Raw genomic sequence first — 20918 nt, forward strand, 5'->3', positions numbered from 1 at the left:
AATAAAATAACAACAATAAGATACAAGGGAATGAGAAGTTTATTGCTGCTTAGCTGTGCGCTTTTGTTAAGTGCATGCGCATCTAAAGTTACCAACATAAAAGAAGACCGAGACACACTATCTAAAGCCGATGAAGGCTACCTACTGATTGGCATTGAAACTAACCGCAGTTTAAAAGCCATTTATATTGATGGTCCAAAATCGCTTGTTCTTACGGCTAAGGACATTCGAAGTGGTAGCAATTATATTTTAGCGAATCTACCATTGGGTGATTACACCATCACACGCTTGAACTTAAGTCATTACTCATTTCTCAAATTTGATAACGATGAAGAAAGTTGGCAATTCACACTTGCCCCTAACAAAGTTAATTATGTTGGCCATTTAGACATAACAACTATAGGTTACTGGAACACACGCTCTCATATTGTTTTAGAAAACCGTAGTTCTGAAGCACTGCAATACATGGAACAAAACTTCCCAACGATTTTGTCCGGTCGCTCGCTAAATTATGGCGGCCCCGGCGAAGACTCATTCTTTGATTATTTGGAACAAACATTTTCGCAGCAGGAAGCAAAATAATGAAAAAGCTACTTATCTTATTATTTTTTATTTTTCCCTTGCATGCTGAAATGTTATCGAGTGAAGACTTAATGTATTCGCCCGATCAAAGCCAAGTTAAAGTATCGCCCAGTGGCCGTTGGATCAGCTTTTTAGAAGCGCAGGAAGACAAAACCAAAACTCTCAATATCATCGATATGGATTCGATGAAAATGTACTATATCGTCAAACTCGACGAGGATAATGATTTTTACAATTATCAATGGTTAACAGACGATGATATTTTTATCAGTGTAAAAAGTCGCGATAGTCACGATTTTGAAGTCGTCGTGAATGTTATTGAAGGCGAAAAAAAACCAAAAATTGAACAGCATAGAGTTAAAGCAAAAGGCTACATCGTAGATAGGTTACTCAGTGATCCTGAACATATCTTATTTGCTAAACCTGATAAGAAAAACACACTGCTTTATCAAGTGCCCTTAACAGCTTTATACAGTAATGATTACAGCTCTTATACTCCTATAGAAAAAGGTTTAAAAGGTGCCTATAGCTACTTCTTTGACGAGCACAAACAGCAGCTTTTTACTGCAAAATTTGATGAAGACGAAAAGAGTTTACAGTTCTTCTATAAGGTTATTGGCAATAAAAAGTGGATCCCGATTTTTACTCTCACTGACGCAGATTATCAGTTTTTACCAGTTGGATTTACAGACCAAGATCACCTTGCCGTCATTACCAACAAAAATACCGATAAGAGCCAGGTGAGCCTTTTTAATATCAACACACAAGAAATCACCGACACACTCTATGAGCACCCAAAATATGACATTCAGTCCGCTGAGCTTGATGATAATGGCAAACTTATTGCTGCCTCGTATATCAAGCATGGTAAATATACTACCGATTATTTTATTGACGCCTATGAGCAATTGCATAGCAAAGTTGCGGAAGCTTTAGGAGACGAACAGTTTTTTTGGGTTGAATGCTCTATCGATGGTAAGACACAAATTTTATTCAGTCACTCAGCCACCGTACCTGGCAAATACTATTTATACCAATCAGAAACAAATCACATGGAGTTACTGTTTTCTGTCGCCAAAAATAAAGACGCAACGTACGCTAAAACAACGTTTTTTAACTTTAAAGCCTACGACGGAACTAACCTAGAAGGTTACTTAACCAAACCTATTAACAACAATAAGCAGGTATTATTAGTGATGCCACATGGTGGCCCAATAGGTATTCGTGAAAGTGATGAGTTTAGCCCTGAAGTGCAATACCTTGCCTCTCGAGGCTTTACTATTTTACGTGTTAATTTCAGAGGCTCAGCAGGGTTTGGTAAAGAATTTTTAGAAAGCGGTGTTGGTCAATTTGGTAACCTTATCGAACAAGACATTTCTGCCGCAGTGGCACATATTCGTTCACAATATAGCTTTAAACATACCTGCTCTATTGGCGCAAGCTATGGTGGTTATTCTGCGGTGATGCTGGCAATTAAACACCCTGATATTTATGAATGCGTGATTGCAAGTTTTGGTATTTATGACTTACCTCTACTTTATAACGCAAGTAATATCGCTTTAACTAAAGATTATCAAGAGCTTATAGAACGTACGGTTGGTGAATATAGCCAAGATTTAAAAGATATTTCCCCCGTCTATCAGGCTACATCTTTAAAAGCCCCAGTTCTTATTATTGCTGGTAAACAAGATGAAATATCGGGCTTTGAGCAAAGTAATCGCTTTTACTATGTTTTAAAGCGTTTAGGTCATGATGTTGAAAAAGCGTTTTTCGAGCGTTCAGGGCATGGCCATCAGATTTGGTATTACGATCAAGTAGAAGCAGCTTTAGCTAACGACTTTCTTGAAAGAAAACTTAATCTAAACAGTACATTGACTAATTATACTGAATCAGAAAAGAAAGCGGTTCAACGTGATGCCATATTGTTAGCAGATACTTTTGACAGTAAGACTATAGAAACTGATCGTAAAAAAGAAAGCTTTGACTACTACCAATTAGCTGCCAACTTAGATCATGATCGAGCCATGTTTAATGTCGGTAGTTATTATCATCGTGGCGATAATAGGCCTATTGATATTAAAAAAGCTATTGAGTATTACAGCCGCTCGGCGGAATTAGGCTATGAGAATGCAAAAGAAAGACTAAGTTTTATCTATTCCTACAGCTTACTTGTGGAGCCTGACTTCAAAAAAGCTCAAAAGTACTCTCAAGAACTTTATGATAAAGAGCAAACTGTTAAAAACGCATTTAACTTAGCAGTAGTCAATTGCATTGCTGATATTAAATTTAGAAATACAGAAAAGTGTTTAAGCTTAATAGAAGAGTATGCTGAAAAAGTTGGCAGTAACTCAAACGGAGAAGTTAGAGAGCAGATAGCCCTGCTGATGCTGGAAGGTCAATATTCGACTCAAGAACAAGAAAGGCTTCAGAAAATAATTAAAAAACTGTATGGACTTGATTATCCAAATGCGATTTTAGAGTTAGAGCGGGCTGGATTATTTAAACTAGTTTTATCTGAAAAATTTAATGGCCGTTCTAGTGTCGAGCAACTCAATGAAAATACGGAATTTTCATATACACTGAACGAAAAACAGCGCTTTGGAATCGAGTTTTCAATGAACCGCGAGGGTATTGATAATCGTAAGGATCGCTTGGTTATATTTACCAAGTGGCACTTCAAACCAAGCTCTCCTGAAGAAAATGAAAATGTTTATTACCAAACTTTATGGGGCAGCCCTCTTGATGAATGGTCTACCTACCGCACTTTAGATGAAACATCGACTCCAGGTACGTGGACACTAGATGTAATGGGAGCAAACCAACAGTTGCTCTATCAAAACACCTTTAAAGTGACAGCTATCAACTAAACTCAAAATGCGCAATTTCAATCAGGTAACGACTTAGGGGCCATGGCAAACTGGCCCCACTTCTGAAAAGCATTAACGAGTAACCATGAAAACGAAGCAACAACAACGCATTGAGTTAGTCTGTGACTACATTAGCCAGCATCTTGATGAACCTTTATCACTGGAGACACTCAGTGAGGTGGCATGTTGTTCGAAATATCATTTTCATCGTTTATTTGTCGCTGGAGTTGGCCTAAGCGTTACCAAATATGCGCAGCTTGCGCGTTTAAAGCGTGCCTCATTTCGACTTGCATTTGAACATCAACTTAAAATTATTGATGTTGCATTAGAAGCGCAATTTGATAGCCCAGAAGCATTTAGTCGTGCTTTTAAGCGCACCTTTACGCAGTCGCCAAGCGAATTCAGAAGCAAACCAAACTGGCCTAATTGGCACTCACAGTTTGAATTTTCATTACCTGACAAAAAGGTTTGCCCTATGAATGTAAACATTGTTGATTTTAAAGCACAGCCGGTGGCTTTATTAACCCACCAAGGCGCTGCTAATACCCTGATGAATACCGCTGCACAATTTATTGAGTGGCGCAAAGAATCAGGCTTCTCACCTGTTAAAACCAGTAACACATATGGGATCCCGTATAGCGATCCGGCCACCACTGAAGACCATGCATTTCGTTTTGACTTTGCAGGCAGTATCACCTCACCGATTACTGAAAACCCGCAAGGTGTGCGAAATGGTGAAATTCCAGCAGGACGCTGCGCCGTAGTTCGTCATAATGGCTCTCATGACACCATTAGCGATACAGTTTACTACTTATACCGTGAATGGCTGGTGCAAAGCGGCGAAGAAGTCAGAGACTTCCCTTGCTTCTTTCATTACCTCAACCTCATCCATGAAGTTGATGAATGTGACCTGCAAACGGATATATATTTGCCGATAAAATGATTGCGAGTTTCGAGTTTCGAGTTTCGAGTTTCGAGTTTCGAGTTTCGAGGCAAAGATTGTAGGCGCGATTTTTATATCGCGCAATACGCAAAAGAAATTTCACGCCGTTATCAGCCGTAGGCGTCACGCTTGCTCGGCGCGTCTCAACCACCACTCAATACAAGCACCCTCGCGCGAAATAAATTTCACGCCTACGACAGCTCATTTCACATTTGTATCAAGCACGTGACCTGACTCGCAAACTTTACTCTCGTAACTAGAAACTCTGGTTTTAATCTGAAAGCTGACAGCTCGTCATTTTCTTTGTGAAGATATTTTCGGCACTAAAGTACCTTATATGGACTCCTCCTATTGCACAATACCCTTCGTTAATTTTGTCAGACTGCGTGCTTATATGCGGGCTCATAATGAGGAGCTACCTCGGCCCTTTGATGTATTCGCGCCCTTGTGCCTCTTCTCCTACTCGGTGTTTTAACACGCCAGGCACTTTACAGGCTATCAAGGGTGGGTCTAACCGCTTAACGCAGGTTCTTGGTCAATACTGTTGTTTCTGTTATTGAAGGCTAAATATTAATTGGCTAGTAAACTGGGTTCATAACTCGTGCCCTTTTTCAGCATGGCATACGCTGTCCTAACTGTTTTATTTGCTAATGCAATGGCGGCGCACTTCACACCGCGTCTTTCAACTAATGCTTTGAGCCATTGTTCTTTTTTCGTTTTTGGCTCTCGATGCTTTAACTGACTGATAACCGCTCTGGCTCCGAGAAACAAGTGACTGCGTAATGTTATCTCTCCACGGTATTTGGCTATATGACCTATTCGTACTTTTCCACCACTTGAGTGTTGCCGAGGGGTGACACCAACATTGGCTGCCGCATTACGTCCACTCGTAAAATGGGTTGTGTCACTTAAGCTTATTAATAAACCAACCGCTGTGATAGGCCCGACCCCCTCAAGCGCCAGTAAACGTTCACACTGCTCATCTTGTTTTACTAAACCTGTCAGTAACTCATTTAATGTTTCTTTTAATGTTGATTGCGCTTTAAATAATTCATAGCACTGAGCTAGACACTGCCTTAAACCAGCGGTTAATCCATTATCGCTATCCTCTAGAATCTCAGGGATAGCTTGCCTAAACGCGCATTCCGATTGCTTGATTACAATCCCAAATTCAAGTAACAAGCCTCTGATTTGATTAGCCAGCTGTCGTTTCTGCTTTTCAGCTAAGGCGCGCATTCGCTCTATTGACTGTAAGCTTTGCTGTGCTTGTGTCAGTGATTTACACGGGCGGACATTAGGTGAGAAAGAAGCGGCAGCTATTGCAATGACATCATTTGCATCTGTTTTCTGGCCAACTCTAAATGCTTTGACAAATCGAGGATCTAGAATCACGACTTCATGACCAACACTACGTGCTTTGCGTGCCCAATAATGAGCACCACCACATGATTCCATAACAACTTTACAGCGAGGTGACGTAGTGAGTATGGTCAGTAGCTCTTTTCTGCCCACCGCTTTATTACTTTGAAGTTTTTGATGAAAAAACTTACCGACTTGAAAAACATTTTTTGCCAAGTCGATGCTAATTAGGTTAAATTTTGACATGTATGGATTCCTTATTGGTAAAAGTAATTGTCCAATCTCTTTATACCGTACTCACCCCATTTGGGGGAGGAGTCCATACATCTCCTACAACTCGCATCTCGTCCCTCGAAACTCGCTAACTTGAGTATTTTTATTTGATAACGCGGGGTAAACCCGCTGCTACCAATTCTGCGCTAAAACGCCTCCTACAACTCGCATCTCGTCCCTCGGAACTCGTACCTTTCCCCTTTACTCTTTCTAACTCGCTAACTTTCCTCTAGAAACTAGCTAACTTATTCCAACGCCTGCGTACTTAACGCCAGATAACAACGCCATATCTTTGTGCCATGTTGCTAGATCATTAGCATTAAACTTAGCTAAAGAGTCATGACCACATGCCCTCGCCATTACCGACATTAACTCAGTTGAAGCTTCAAAAAAGTTCTTTAATTGATTTGCCGACTTTTCAATATTTAGGCGCTGACGTAAATCTTGCTTTTGTGTGGCAATCCCTGCAGGGCAGTTATTGGTGTTACACATACGCGCAGCAACACAGCCGATTGCTTGCATTGCACTATTTGAAATCGCCACCCCATCAGCACCAAGCGCAAGTGCTTTTACAAAATCAATTGGCAAGCGTAAGCCGCCAGTGATGATCAAAGTAACATCACTTGCACCTTGTTCATCTAAGTACTTTCTTGCCCTGGCAAGTGCAGGAATAGTCGGTACGCTAATATGATCCCTAAAAATCTCAGGGGCTGCGCCTGTACCGCCTCCACGACCATCAAGAATGATGTAATCGGCACTCGCATCGAGCGCAAATTGAATATCTTCCTCAATATGATTAGCACTCAGTTTAAAACCGATTGGAATACCGCCCGTTACCTCGCGTACTCTATCAGCAAACTTTTTGAAATCGGCCGCACTGTGTAAGTCTTTAAATGTTGGTGGTGAAATCGCCGAAGTACCCGTTTCAATTCCTCTAACCTCAGAGATTTTGCCAACATTCTTATTGCCCGGCAAATGCCCACCAGTACCCGTTTTTGCGCCTTGTCCACCTTTAAAGTGAAAGGCCTGAACGTTCTTTAATTTATCTTCGCTATAACCAAAGCCTGCACTTGCTAACTCATAAAAGTACCGTGAATTGGCTTGCTGCTCTTCAGGAAGCATACCGCCTTCACCCGAACAAATACCTGTGCCAGCAAGTTCTGCTCCTTTCGCTAAAGATACTTTAGCTTCTTCAGATAAAGCCCCAAAACTCATATCAGAAACAAATAATGGAATAGCCAGCTTTAATGGCTTTTTCGCTCGCGGGCCAATCACAAGCTCAGTATTAACAGCAACATCTTCCATTAAAGGTTGCGTTGCCATTTGCGCCACCATTAGCTGTAAATCATCCCATTTAGGTAATTGATATCGTGGCACGCCCATCGACACCATAGGGCCATGGTGCCCAAGCTTAGATAATCCTTCACGTGCTAATTGATGGATAAGCTCAACGGTGGGTTCCTCTTTGGTTGCTGTAGCAACTGGCAAATCAGAGGCTTGAATTTGCACGCCTGGCCCTTCTTGACCAACTTGGCTTTTATCAAATTGTTTGTGACTGCCATCACAAAACGGCGCATTGGCAGTGTGCTTACATTGGCATAAATAGGCATCGCCCGACTCTTCTGCTGTAAATGCTTTGGGTTTGAAATCGGTTCCGGCATGTGAGCCATCACAAAATGGCTGGTTTTTAGAACGCCCGCAGGCACAAAAATAGTATTCTTGCCCCTGCTCTAAGGTGACTTTTTTCGGCGAAACGGCTGCAATTATGGGTTTGCTCATTATTGTTCCCTCACGGTTGCTACATTACATTGCTATGTTCAAGGTACTGCGATTGAGGTAAGTATTCATTCTAGGCTTACTTGCTTTACAAAGGGTAGTTCAGCTCAGTTAAATAACGAGCTTTTAAGCGCCTAGAAGTTCACTTAGCTATCAATAATCGACTATATAACCGCAACAAGCAGCCAAGATATCAGCCATTTCGTATTTTAATGTAAGAGGTAAATCGGTTTGTAAGCCACAGTGCGGGGGATTTTCACAAAGAGGATAAGAGGCGCTGCGCTTAAGAGGAATAATTAAAAGCAAACTTCACAGATATAACCCATTGTAGATCGTTATTTATGGCGAAAAGCAACCGTTAACACTCACGGGCTGAAGCCCGACTTACAAATTACCTCTTTGATAATAACCATCGCGCGAAATAAATTTCACGCCTACGGGCAAGTTTCAGTTTGTTTGTTGGGTTTTAAATCTGATAGCTGATGGCTATATATGGCGCACAATCATCTAAAACTTATAGCTTAAAGCTCTTTTGATTTAATCTGATTTCTAACGACTGATATCTAATATCTCTATTTTTGTTCTGCGTTAAAACGCCTCCTACATCTCGTATCTCGTCCCTCGAAACTCGTATCTTTCCTCTTTACCCCTTTACTCTTTACCCCTTTACTCTTTACCCCTTTACTCTTTCCCTTTACTCTTTCCCCTTGTAACTCGCTAACTTGTTGGGTTTCACTCCGTTCTAGCCAACCTACCGGCTGATGTCTGAAAGCTTTTACTTTTCCACCCCCTTTTGCTTCACATGCTCAACCAGCTCGGGAAAAAACGCTAAAAACACCGCGTCTAACTGTTGGTAGTGGCGAGTAATATCTTCGGCAGCTCCTGTAAAGTTGTTGGCAAAGCGAATTCGCCTTGCGATATTATCAAGGGCAAGGCCGACCCCATCCAGTGTTTCATATTCTTTAAACCAATCATTGTTGGTCATACTGATCACAACTTGCTGCATGCGTGAAGGCATCATGGCTTGGCGTGCATTTAAAAGACCATAACTGTGCTGTTTGAAATCAGCCAATGGTTGGTCATTAAAGCGCTGCCAATGCTGAATAAGAAAGTGATCGAACGCTACATCAATCGCGACACTTGCAAAGCGTTTACGCGCTGGAGAAAAGTACTGCTTAGCCTCTTTTACAAGGGGATGTGAGTCGGTAAACCTATCAACTAAATAATGATTTTCAAGGCCATTTTTAACCGCATCAGGTAACTGCGCTGAATATCGGCGCCCACCAAAATCACCCAGCAAATTACCAAAATGTGAATCAGCTGTCGGTTGTGCTAAATAAAGGTGAGCCAAGTAGTTCAACGCATTCTCTAAATCAAGTCATTTTACGCATTGTAAAAGAATACAGGTGAGAGGGTCTAGGGGCACAAAGTGCAAGTTAGCGAGTTAGCGAGTTAGCGAGTTAGCGAGTTAGCGAGTTAGCGAGTTAGCGAGTTAGCAAGATTGTAGCCGCTATTTTATATCGCGTAATCAAATGTCTCGTAAGCGTTATGCTTGCATGCCCGTTTTAAATAGATCATCGCGCGAAATAAATTTCACGCCTACAGTACTAGGTGCTAGGTGCTAGGTGCTAGGTGCTAGGTGCTAGGTGCTAGGTGCTAGGTGCTAGGTGCTAGGTGCTAGGTGCTAACATCATAGCGTTAGTTTTGGGTTGGAATATCGGCGTTAAAACGCCTCCTACAACTCGAATCTCGTTAACTTTTCAATCTGATAGCTGACGGCTGAAAGCTGATGGCTCCAAAGTTAGGTTTCGCTCCGCTCTAACCAACCTACGAGCTAATGAATCAAGCACTGTAGGTCGTCATTTATGGCGACACATAATCGCTAACATTGACGGGCTAAAGCCCGACCTACATCTTGCTTCTGTGGTTTAGATAAGCATCGCGCGAAATAAATTTCACGCCAACAGTGGTAGGTGCTAACATCATAGCGTTGGTTTTGGGTTGGAATATCGGCATTAAAACGCCTCCTACAACTCGAATCTCGCTAACTTTTCAATCTGATAGCTGACGGCTGAAAGCTGATGGCTCCATACGTTGAGTTTAAATCCGCTCTAACCAACCTACCAGCTAATAGCCATACAAATAACTCACCTTTATGACTTTAAATTAAATGCCAACATGACAAGAGCCGATATGATCGCAGAAAGAGAAATTAACCGCATAATCAAAATAACTATATTACCTGCACCGCTTGAAGTTGTACTTCTGAATAGTAGCGGGTATTCGTGGAATTTTAAAAGGTACAGCACATCAAAAAGACCTACTCGCAGACTATCTAGCGTAACAACATCGCCACTTTTTTGATGAATTTCACAAGCGTGTAAATTGGCCGTTTTTTCGTTCACAATATGACCACTTCTACCGTGAAAAGTATAATTAAAAATGATCTCTTTGATATCTTCCTTAGCGATTTGCAAAACTTTTGAAGCTTTGCCCTCTATTGCTCGCCTATCTATTTCGAGTGAGTCTTTAGATATACTCATAATCCACTTACGACCAAATCCAAATTTGTTATAAATCACAATTCGCTTGATAACAAATACACAAAGATAACAACTCACACAAGTTAAAAAAGCAGGTATCGGCTGCATCGTTTCTTGAAGCACTATGCTCATTACAGCAATAGCGATAGTCATAAAGAAAAATAAAAATTCAGCTCCGCCGGACAGCACAGCTAGGCCCGGTAGCGACTTTAGTTTTGTATTAGAGTCTGCTTGTAAAACTGTCTTTTCATAGAAAGTTGAATATCTAAACCAAACTCGGTCGTTCAGGTTTAAATCTAGGGAGTGCTTCGAAAGTGGCTGATTATAATCCATTATTTAAGTTTCCATTTTTAAAACACAATTTTGCCATTACTTTCCTATTAAGCCAACCTATGTACTTGATAGTATATTTACTTTACCTTCATGTACTAAACTAACTGCCCAACAAAGTTAACCATATTGTGCGCTACAATTGGAAAAACAAGGCTACCAGTACGCTCTCTCAACCACAGCAAAATAAATCCATAACTCCCAGTTAATACGATTCTGAATGCAGACAAATGCCACTCACCATCTATATACATAACCCCATGAACTAGACCAAATAATAAAACTAAAAGTAACCCTGCAATGTTTATTGGCGAGCCAAAAAAGTTAATGCGCGATGAAACAACAGCCAACTAAAAACAAAATAATAAAACCCCTCTAAACATTGGTTCTTCATCTAATCCAGGAATAAGAGCTTGATAGAGTAGCGTTTCAAAATCGTAATTTGGTCCGTTACCAAGGCTAAGCGTTACAACAATCTGCAACACAACAAACAGGGTTAAAACAACGAGTGCAGGCTTAATAGAGCCTTCATTTTGTCTAAGAGTAAAACCAGCGTCCTTGATTTTAAAGTCACTTTTAAAAGCTGCTAATAAAGCCAATACCAAAGCCCAAAGAGTAATAGCGACAATTTTACCTGACCAATTCCATTTGAGATCTGTAAAAAGTAAATCTAAGGAAATGAACTCTTTACCTTCGAATAAAGCTAAGAAATAGCAAAATAGAATTAACAGAGTACCAAGCAGCCAAGTTAAGTTTATAGTTACTTTACTGAATGCTTTTAAAATTAAAACGAGTAATAGAACCACGCCTAAATTGGCGAGTATTCCAAAATACATATCTGGCATAACCGTCCTTGGTGAGCATAAAGCTCAAACTTTATTATTGTTTAATTTCTATGATAAACACAAAAACAACCTATTAAACAGGTGTTTTTTAGTTCAAATTCAAACTGAGCATATTTTTATTTTCAAAGTATATGAACCACAGAGAGCACCGAGGCACTTCGCGCTACACAGAGAAAAACAGCATTTAAAAATAATATTCACAAAGAGGATAAGAGACGCTGCGCTTTAGAGGAAAAAACAAAATACTCTTTTGGTCTATCTCATTTATTTCTCATTCTTTTCTCTTTGTGAAAAACAAATTGAACCACAGGGTTCGGCGAAAAAACGCCTAAACTCGTATCTCGCAAACTTTTTCGTCTGATAGCTGACGGCTGAAAGCTGATAGCTCCTACCCCTAGCTGCTCGCTAACTTGTTGGGCTTCGCTCAGCTCCACCCAACATACAATAAGAGCTACCCTTTATTCCCCCGCAAACTTTAACATTCGCGTTTGGTCGGTAAGTTCAATATCCACCAGCTCATATGGGGCTTTCGCTGCTTGAGTGACCGCAAAAGGCATGGTGAAACTATCATAGCTATCAATCTGTTTTGCTACTTCAACCGTTGCCAGTTTGATGCGCTCACCTTTATCACCTTTGCCTGTTAAGGTTGCACGAATAGCATAGCGGCCTGAGTCGGTCACTTGCACTGGCACCTTGGCTTGGTATTTATTATTGCCAAGCGCAGTGACTTTGGCTTTATCCATACTGATGGTTTGTGAGCTATGTACAAACGGCATTTTTATAGAGCGTTTTACCGTTTGGCCATTCACTTTAGTATCTACACTGGCCTCAAGCTCATAGTAACCATTTGCGGCACCTAAGGTTTCAAGCGGGTAATTGAATACGGCTTCACCATTTTCGTAACGTACATCTAGTTTTTCGCCATCAGGACTTGAAAGCGTTAACTTCACATCACTATCTTTAAAGCGCTTTTTACCCATACTAAGCTGCATAGCAACACGTTGTTGCTGATCTTTCACTTTAAACTGCGATTTAGCATGTAAAGCATTGCTCGAGCCTTTTTCAATCACATGCAGCAAATAGGTGTCGTCGTCGTTAAGCGCTTGGCTTGTTCTTAACATTGCTTTGCCATTTACCTGACCTAGCTTTAAGCCAACACTACCATCGCTAAACCCTGCATTTTCCATTTGCTCACGTGCAACCATGGCTTGCATTGGCATTTGTCTAAAGTTGTCATCTCGCACCGACAGCTTATCTAGCTGTAAACCATGAGGCTTAAATACTTCGCCACTATCAAAGCGTGCTTTTGGTGCAATGCGAATAAAGTTATCAGCTTGGTTTACAAAGACAGGCACACCGCGTTTAAGCTCTTTACCCGAAACTTTCTGCCAATATTCAACACTGTCTTTTTCAAGTGTTTGCAGTTGAGCGCTTGATGCTGGTTGAACTTGAGGAAACTGATAAACCGTTTGCTCATTAGCTTTCGCTGCTGTGCTTACAAGCACTATTGCAGCTGCAAGTGTGGTTAACTTATTAATCATAGCGGGCTCCTAAATTCGGTTTTTAAGCATGTTTGGCAAGCCAAAACAGTTACGTCGACTTTGCTGATGACTCAAAGGCTCACCACCTTGGGTTCGTGATTTATCGGTAAACCACACCACCCCAGCTAACGACTGAGAACTGCAATTTAAAAAACCATCTGAACAGCTGTCTAACCAGTTTTGTGTTACTTCAAGGCCCACTTGATTTTGATAACCGCCACAATAGCTGTCGCTATCCCATACCGCTGATTCAACATCACTGCCTACTACTGTTTCGAATCTAGACGGTAAGCTTGGGCGGTTCGGTGTGCCATACAACCACTGTGCGTTATACGATTCCATCCAAGATACTTGTTGTTGTTTTACTGCATCGCTGCCGTAACCTAAAAGCCAACCTAAACTTTGCTCAAACGAATTGCCCGCAATAACCGCATCAGCCAACGGCGTACCGCCACTTGAAGGAGCTAGAGCAATGGTACGCGTGACTTTGCTAATAATATTTGGATAGCGGCTATCCCATGTTGGGTTAGATAAAATCCAACGCACCACATTGCCACCGTTAGAATGGGTGATCAGAGTTAAATCAGTGATGTTTTTATTATTGATAAATGTAGTGAGCTGCCCTGCTAAACAGCCAGATGCCGCGTCTGCCCACATGTATTGATCAAAGTCACAATTAATGACCGTGTAATTACTACTGTTTGGTAAACCTTGACGAACCGTGTCGACAAAACTGCCTGTCCAATAGTCATTATACGCATCGCTTTGCTGGCCTGTACCGTGCACAAATGCGACTCCTTGCGCAGCAAAAGCACTGTGGCTGATACCCGCTGCCAATATTAAAGCTGGCACTAGTGAGAGTGTTTTTATTTTCATGTGTGTTCCTGTTGATTGTCACTTTATCTATCAGGTTGGAGGAGTGACCTCCGACCAAAAACATAGACCAAACAGGTACGAAAGCAAGAGTAAATTTACATTAATTTAACTTTTGTGCGTTTTTTAAGTACAAATTATTAGATTTTAGGAGAAAAAAGAGGGGGTGAGATGCGAGGTGCGAGGTGCGAGATGCGAGATGCGAGGTGCGAGGTGCGAGGTGCGAGGTGCGAGGTGCGAGGTGCGAGATGCGAGATGCGAGATGCGAGATGCGAGATGCGAGATGCGAGATGCGAGATGCGAGATGCGAGATGCGAGATGCGAGGTGCTAGGTGCTAGGTGCGAGTAAACTTTCCCCCTTTACTCTTTCTAACTCGCTAACTTTTCAATCTGATAGCTGACGGCTGAAAGCTGATAGGGCTTTTGTTCATCGCGCGAAATAAATTTCACGCCTACAGTGCTAGAAAAATATAACGATATACATTGCACAATGCGAAATAGTATCGCTGCACGAAAGTACTATATCCAGCCCTGTTTAAATTTCATACGTTGTAAATTAAATGTTAAACAGGAGAACATACAATGAAACGCCTATTGACGATAATTGCGCTTTGCGCAGGTATGAGCACAACTGCTTTTGCAGCATGTAAAGATAACGTTGTACTGGTACATGGTAATACCGCCTCCCCTTCGAGTTGGAATAACACAATCAACGAATTAAAACGAAAAGGGTATGTCGACAGTGAAATTTTCACCCCAGATTGGGGCTCTAAATCTTGTGCGAGTTGCAACGATCATAACGGCAGTGAAGAAACGCCCGTACGTAACGCCATTCTTACTGCAATCAACCAATCTTGCACAGGTAAGATCGATATTATCGGCCATTCAATGGGGGTTACACTCGCAGCCCAGCAAATTTATAAGCTAGGCATGGCATCAGATGTTGATACCTTTGTCGGTGTTGCAGGTGCCGCGCGCGGCCTGCTTAGTTGTGGTGTTTACCCATACAATGTGTGGAATAACACATGTGGTTACTATGGCTTATCGGTTGGCAGCCCATTATTAAATAGTATTTATGGAGAAGCATTAGGCGACAAAGTGTATTCAATAAAAAGCTACTCTGATCAAATCGTCTGCTCACTGGCACTTGTTATGTGTACGGCATTCACAGCAGCCGATTATGGAATGAAAATGCCACCTACACCTACGTTCTCGGCCACTTTGGTTTGCAAACCGATACGTATGTAAAACAAGTGAGTTTGATTCAGTAGGTTTGAGTTAGCGAGATGGTAGCAACGATTTTATATCGCTTAGGAATGAACAATTTACTCTAAGAACGCGGGGTAAACCCGCTGCTACCTGTTCAGCGTTAAAACGCCTCCTACACCTCGCATCTCGCATCTCGCTAACTTTCCTCTTTACTCTTTCTAACTCGCTAACTTTTCAATCTGATAGCTGACGGCTGATAGCTCCTTCCCCTAGCTGCTCGCTAACTTGTTGGGTTTCGCTGTGCTCTACCCTATACGCTGGTATTAATACCCTTCAAACCTTGTTGCACAACCAATGCCTATGCACTCAACACCACTGTCGAGTTCTAACAGCTCTAAACTATAGCTTTTGCTAACATCTACCTTTTGTAGTGGGTTATTAAAAAGACTGATATCTACTAAATTTTCATGTTCACGTAAATCAATGATTTTTAACTTGTTATTCGGCAAAAAGAGCACTTGAAGCATGGGGTTTGCTGTTAAATCGATTGTGCTTAAGTGGTTATTACCGGCGTAAAGTGCAGTTAACTTTTTATTATGGCTTATGTCTAAAGCGCTAAGCTGGTTGGCATCTAGGTTTAGTTCGCTAAGCATCTTGAACTTGCTTAAATCTAGGTTTTTTAACTGGTTATTTGCAAGCTCAAGATTGCGAATACCACTCGGTATATTTACTTTTGTGAGCTTATTGCCCGACAGGTTAAGTTGATATAGTTCAGAATTAACAAGCGTCAATTCGCCTGTCAGCTTATTATCTTTAAGATCAAGCCATGTAAGTTTACTGTTAGTGCTTACATCAAGCTTTGAAAGCTTATTACCACTCAGCATTAAAGTCTCTAAATCTTCGTTGTTACTTACATCAATACTCGTAAGGCTATTTTGGCTTAAATTAACATGGAAAAGCTGGCTGTTGTGGCTTATGTCGATTTCGGTCAGCTGGTTTGGCACTTTCTTATCGGCAGGTCTGCTTGTAATGCCGCCAATTTCACCAACGATGAAGCTATCCCCTTCATTACTGAGGACGAGTTTTGTTAAGTTACTAAAATGCTCAAGCCCTTTGGCTGAGGTAATACCGCGATCTCTGCAATGTATTTTTGTCACCTCACCCACAGTTTTATAGCCACTTTCTTGTAAACACGCTAAGAAATTAGCATCAGCAACCACAGTCTCTATTGGTGTATCGTCATTAGCCGAAGCACCAGCAACCCCAAGATTTAACACAAGCAAACAGGCCAAAGCCATGTTAATGCGCACAAAGTTCCCTTCAAACATTATTACACCTTAAATTTTCAACAACATAATCAGGTGGTTAAGTAAGAGGTTTCACCACCCAACAGCAAAGCATGCATAATACAGGTTACTTGACAACTGTACCCATAAAAACACAAAAATTCTTTCAAAGTTGTTTTTTAATGGATTCGCGCGAAATAAATTTCACGCCTACAGTGCTAGGTGCTAGGTGCTAGGTGCTAGGTGCTAACAGCATAGTGTTGGTTGTGGGTTGGTAAAGGGATCAGAGAAAAAGGCCCTGACCCCGTTGATTCTGAAAATTTAAACATTCCGCAAAATAGAGTAATGACTCCAAGGCATTAAATTCATTATGAAGAATCATAGTTTCGTGCCTGCATATAAATTAGTACGAACTACAATCCTCCAATTAACTGTTTGTTATTCAATCCAGCTAAGTGGAATCAAGGCCTCATCACCTCTCCATTTTTTATCCCGAATACAATCTTGGAACCATGGTTCATCGATATCTGCATGGTCAGTGACAATTATTTGAAAATCACTGTCAAACTCTTCTTCTATCAAGTCATGAAGCCACTTAAACATTTTCTTAACCGCTAATCTGTCTTCATCGACTGCTATTTCGTCAATGTTTCCCGTTACATCAATATCGGTCGGAAAGTAGACTTGAGTGGGCTGATCAAACAGTACAAAACGAGGAACCGGTCTGTTTCTATTGGTAAACCACTTTGCCAATGCCATGTATGTCACCAAGTGATAACCGACCCAGTTTTCACCGCTTCCCATTTGGTATAATGGAACTTTTCCATCAGGTGTTTCAGCGACGACAGTAAGACGCTTTAAATCAAGCTTTATAGGACAATCACTATGTTCTAATTCAAGCTCTTTGGCCCAACGACTCATGTCCCTTCCAATTAGATTAAGCTGAGAATCTAACTTCTCTATCAACAACTCGGGATCAAGCGCCTCCTCTAATTCTTCTATTCGTTGATTCAGTTCTCTTATTTGTTTCTCCAATAAAGTGGTATCTTTATTCCAATCAATTCCGTCTAAGTAAAGTGAAATCCGTCCTATAACTTTAGCTTTACGCAAGTTCAAATTTTGAAGTTTACCTAGCTCTTCATCCTTTTTCTGATACTCAGATAACATGCTTTGAGTTTTCTTGATAGACTTTGCAAGTTCACTTCGCCTTCCCCTAAGCTCCGCGATTCTTGAATTCAAGTGAGGTTTAGCTCTAGTTGTTTTAGATAAACTTTCATTGAGCTTAGACAATGACATCAAAAGTGCGTCTTTTACCGGCGACTCAGACACTTCAAGCTTTTGATAAATACCTATAGTTTCTAACCGTAATCCTTGCTCATGCTCTTGATTCTCGAAACCATTAATCGCCTTTTCGTAATCCTCAGCCTCTTTAAGCATATTATTAACTATACTTTTCTGCTCTTTTAACACTCTATATTCAGATTCAAGTTGGTTGATTGCTGGGCCACTTTCAGTCTGCTCAGAGATATCTTCAGGCTTCCATGTGCTCAATTTTTTAAATTGAGTTATTAATTGTTCATCAGACAGATTAAATGTGGAACCGTTATAAAGCCCAATTTGGGCGGCTTCAGCTAATAAGGCAAACCCTTTGCTTAAACCATTACCTTTTAATGACTCAATTTCCTTAAGTTCTTTTACTTTAACGGTTCGTTCTCTCTTTAATCCCCTTAACTTCTCCATTTCAGAAAAGCGATTATCATCTGCGGCACCAAGAAAAAATGGAAGTACATCTTTAATTGTTTGTGGGATGAATTGTTCAGATTGACGGTGAAATAATACTTTTTTATTCGCTATTTCATCTTGGCTTTGAAACAAAAAGAATTTTGAATGCTTAAATGATAGTGAAATTGAGCTTCTTGATTGACCTTCTGGAACTTCAGTATTGTACTCAGGCATACCTAGCTTTGAAGAAAGAAGCTTGATTGCTGAGTCTATTGTAGTATCACTTCTAATTTCATCTGGCTCTGGGATTTTTACGTTCTCTCCAACTAACAACATGCATTCTACACTTGATTTTGCTCCCAACCCTGGCGCTTTTCTCGCAATGAAGACTTGAGAACTACCTAATTGGAATAAAGTAGAAAACCAACTTACTGTGTTACGAATGTAACCTGCGGCAACATCACACTCTTTAGAACCCAAACAGTAATCAATGATATCTAAAAGTGAAGTTTTACCTTTCTTTGAAGCCCCTGTGATAATATTTAATTTGGAAGTTTCAAATTCAACATCACGCCTTTTTTTATTTTTTCCATATAGTGATATTTGCTTGATTTGCATTATGGTCTTATCCCTAAAACTGAATAAATTGTTGCTACGTTAGGGCTAACGGCTAACCATCTTCCCATTAATTTTGAAGCGTTTAGCTGTAACTTCATCGTTTCACTTTTATTAAAAATAGCTGGGGATTGAGCTAGGCCACTATCAACGGCAATCACATCGTGGTTTTCGGTGAGCTCTAAGAGGTTATTTTGATATAGAAAATCAAATGCATTCTGAGTTATTTCAAAAAAACTCGTAACTTTATTAGCAAAATTAAAGAATTGCCCTTCGTTTTCAACAAGCCATGCAATAAGTGATGTCTTAGAAGATCTCGGTAATTGTGATGATATCGATTTAGTCAAAACTATAGGCAAGCATAAATAAAGAAGAGCTGGATTCATACCATTTTTATCTATTGTTCCGTACTCTCGAACGATACTGTATATCAGAAATCCACAATAAGAAGGATTATGAAGATTAAATTCCTCTCTAGTTAACTTAGAAAAATCCATCTAAGCCACCTCTGATTTCGTTTTTTTATTTAACAATTGTTCAAAATCTGGGTGCCAACCTATTATTAATTCATCAGCCAAGTGGTGATAACTTCCACGAGCCACATAACTTTCTGAGAAGTGGGTACGTATAGGGATTGCACCTTCATTTTGACACTTCTTAAAGACTTCTAATGCTAGCTTTTTCTTTGATATTTCATCTTCTATAGCAATTTCTGTCTCGGCTAAACCTATGTTGAATTCCCATTCCTCTTCCAGCTTCCTAAAATAGTTCACTAGCTCCCCTGGATTTAAAAGTCCATCACCAGCCCACCTAGATCTTTGTTCAGAGGCTCTAAAGAAATCTAAGACAGCTTTTCTTATTAACCTTTCCCCAGCACCAAATATCTTCATTTGATTAATAAAGTTATGATCTTGTTCAAGAAGGAGCGCCACATCAACTTCCGCTGAAGAATAATCATCAGGTAAATTAATTGGTAAAAATTGCTCTCTTAGATCATCAATTATATTTACAATTTCTCCGAGGTTAACTCTCCCATCTCCAGTTTCCAAAGCTGATATTGCCATTGAAAACCATTTGCCTTCCAATCTGTTTAAAAATGGTTTTAATTGAGCTGAATGAGCATACCCTCTTAGGTTATTTTCTAGGTGCTTTTCTATTTCAACCAGCGTCTCCGATCTATCAATAATAAAAATGGCATCGCAAAGTTTTTTTTGCTCTGTCTCAGACATAGAATTGAATAGCATGAAAGCCTGCTTGTTTTTCTCACTGGGATTATCACTAGTAATAGAGCACATTAATTCATGAGCTTTTTCAGTGTTCCTATTTCTGGAAGTTGAAAGCAATTCTGCAAGCGTATCCGACAGAATATTTTCTGTTGTAATCAAATAAAGGTTTGCTTTATTTAAATCGAGTTGATTATTTTTGTATGTTTCTACCCAGACTCTAATTGTTTTCCAAATATCAGGACTTTTATCATTTAGATTACCTGGCTTAGAGTGGTATTTGGTTTGTAGTAATTCTTCTGGAGTTCCGCCTTTTTCAAAAGCAATATCATCAATCGTTTCTATTGATACATGATAATCATCGGGATCATCGACTTCCCTCATTTTTTTCAAAGAAAGAAGTAAACTGTACCTAACCTGATAAATATAGCCTAGAAGAGAACTTGTAGCATCGAATTGATTTATGGTCATCATTTACTGTCCATGTATTTTTATACATAGAAAATGCCATATAATTCATTTCTTTTCAAATTGTTATAGTTTAACTGACCAAACTGACCATATTTGATTTTATTAAAACAACACACTATCACTTCAGCAGAAGGGTAAGTTGCTTCAAAACACATGGGAACACATAGGCTCAGGTCTTGCCTTTTAACTTTACTCAACCTACTCGCGCGAAATAAATTTCACGCCTACGGTATCGGGTTTAACCATAGCAATGCACAAGCACAATCTTATTTAAAACTTGTGGCTTAAAGCTCCTTTACTCTTTCCCCTAGCAACTCGCTAACTTGGGTATTTTTAATCTAACTTCTAACCACTGATATCTAATAACTCTTTTTAGGCGTTAAAACACACCTCCTACAACTCGCATCTCGAAACTCGTTCCTCGTAACTTTCACCTTTCTCCTCGCGACTCGCTAACTTG

Annotated in this window: 15 protein-coding genes and 1 pseudogene; 4 read left to right on the forward strand and 12 right to left on the reverse strand. The window is 40.3% G+C overall.

The genetic code is table 11. The annotated features are described in order from the left end of the window. Positions 1 to 30: 30 nt before the first annotated feature. The 3 genes from J8Z28_RS12420 (at position 31) to J8Z28_RS12430 (ending at position 4392) form a co-directional block, all read left to right on the forward strand. Positions 31 to 582, forward strand: a complete 552-nt coding sequence (locus J8Z28_RS12420; protein ID WP_054561977.1) for a hypothetical protein — start codon at positions 31 to 33, stop codon at positions 580 to 582. After that, entirely contained in the window at positions 582 to 3449 is a 2868-nt protein-coding gene (locus tag J8Z28_RS12425; RefSeq protein WP_250659526.1) for a prolyl oligopeptidase family serine peptidase, read from the forward strand. The genes J8Z28_RS12420 and J8Z28_RS12425 overlap by 1 nt, the downstream gene beginning before the upstream one ends. An 85-nt stretch (positions 3450 to 3534) precedes the next feature. Next, entirely contained in the window at positions 3535 to 4392 is an 858-nt protein-coding gene (locus J8Z28_RS12430) for an AraC family transcriptional regulator (RefSeq protein ID WP_250659527.1), read from the forward strand. A gap of 570 nt (positions 4393 to 4962) precedes the next feature. Here J8Z28_RS12430 and J8Z28_RS12435 read toward each other — a convergent pair. The 8 genes from J8Z28_RS12435 to J8Z28_RS12470 form a co-directional block, all read right to left on the reverse strand. Then, on the reverse strand, positions 4963 to 5997 hold the full coding sequence (locus J8Z28_RS12435) for an IS110 family RNA-guided transposase (RefSeq protein ID WP_250659528.1): 1035 nt from the start codon (positions 5995 to 5997) through the stop codon (positions 4963 to 4965). Positions 5998 to 6264: 267 nt separating this feature from the next. Then, a complete protein-coding gene (locus J8Z28_RS12440) occupies positions 6265 to 7803 on the reverse strand; it encodes a glutamate synthase-related protein (protein ID WP_054560744.1) in 1539 nt (512 codons plus the stop codon). Positions 7804 to 8575: 772 nt separating this feature from the next. After that, entirely contained in the window at positions 8576 to 9160 is a 585-nt protein-coding gene (locus J8Z28_RS12445; protein WP_250659529.1) for an acyl carrier protein phosphodiesterase, read from the reverse strand. A 793-nt stretch (positions 9161 to 9953) separates the two neighbouring features. After that, positions 9954 to 10676, reverse strand: coding sequence for a hypothetical protein (locus J8Z28_RS12450; protein ID WP_250659530.1), 723 nt, complete (start codon positions 10674 to 10676; stop codon positions 9954 to 9956). Positions 10677 to 10771: 95 nt separating this feature from the next. Next, positions 10772 to 11023: a CPBP family glutamic-type intramembrane protease gene (locus J8Z28_RS21860; protein ID WP_284693430.1), complete on the reverse strand. Its 252-nt coding sequence runs from the start codon at positions 11021 to 11023 to the stop codon at positions 10772 to 10774. Next, a complete protein-coding gene (locus J8Z28_RS12460) occupies positions 11024 to 11518 on the reverse strand; it encodes a hypothetical protein (protein WP_250659531.1) in 495 nt (164 codons plus the stop codon). It abuts the gene before it with no gap. A gap of 458 nt (positions 11519 to 11976) precedes the next feature. Then, positions 11977 to 13059: a DUF4785 domain-containing protein gene (locus J8Z28_RS12465; RefSeq protein WP_250659532.1), complete on the reverse strand. Its 1083-nt coding sequence runs from the start codon at positions 13057 to 13059 to the stop codon at positions 11977 to 11979. Positions 13060 to 13068: 9 nt separating this feature from the next. After that, positions 13069 to 13935 carry a hypothetical protein gene (locus tag J8Z28_RS12470; RefSeq protein WP_250659533.1) on the reverse strand — a complete coding sequence of 289 codons (867 nt, stop codon included), beginning with the start codon at positions 13933 to 13935 and terminating at the stop codon, positions 13069 to 13071. A 579-nt stretch (positions 13936 to 14514) separates the two neighbouring features. Between J8Z28_RS12470 and J8Z28_RS12475 the strand changes: the two are divergent. Continuing rightward, positions 14515 to 15203 (forward strand): annotated as a pseudogene (locus J8Z28_RS12475) (alpha/beta fold hydrolase). 261 nt (positions 15204 to 15464) lie between these two features. On the opposite strand, the gene J8Z28_RS12480 reads toward J8Z28_RS12475, so the two are convergent. The 4 genes from J8Z28_RS12480 to J8Z28_RS12495 all read right to left on the reverse strand — a co-directional run bounded on the left by J8Z28_RS12480 (position 15465) and on the right by J8Z28_RS12495 (position 20461). Then, positions 15465 to 16469: a leucine-rich repeat domain-containing protein gene (locus J8Z28_RS12480; protein WP_250659534.1), complete on the reverse strand. Its 1005-nt coding sequence runs from the start codon at positions 16467 to 16469 to the stop codon at positions 15465 to 15467. A gap of 396 nt (positions 16470 to 16865) precedes the next feature. Next, positions 16866 to 18767, reverse strand: a complete 1902-nt coding sequence (locus J8Z28_RS12485) for a DUF3732 domain-containing protein (protein ID WP_135925793.1) — start codon at positions 18765 to 18767, stop codon at positions 16866 to 16868. Next, complete coding sequence (locus J8Z28_RS12490) at positions 18767 to 19261, reverse strand: three component ABC system middle component (protein WP_135925794.1); 495 nt, start codon at positions 19259 to 19261, stop codon at positions 18767 to 18769. Before J8Z28_RS12490 ends, J8Z28_RS12485 begins: the two co-directional genes overlap by 1 nt. Continuing rightward, positions 19262 to 20461: an ABC-three component system protein gene (locus tag J8Z28_RS12495; protein ID WP_250659535.1), complete on the reverse strand. Its 1200-nt coding sequence runs from the start codon at positions 20459 to 20461 to the stop codon at positions 19262 to 19264. Positions 20462 to 20918: the final 457 nt, after the last annotated feature.

Source organism: Pseudoalteromonas sp. SCSIO 43088 (genome assembly GCF_023650795.1).
Taxonomy (GTDB): domain Bacteria; phylum Pseudomonadota; class Gammaproteobacteria; order Enterobacterales; family Alteromonadaceae; genus Pseudoalteromonas; species Pseudoalteromonas shioyasakiensis.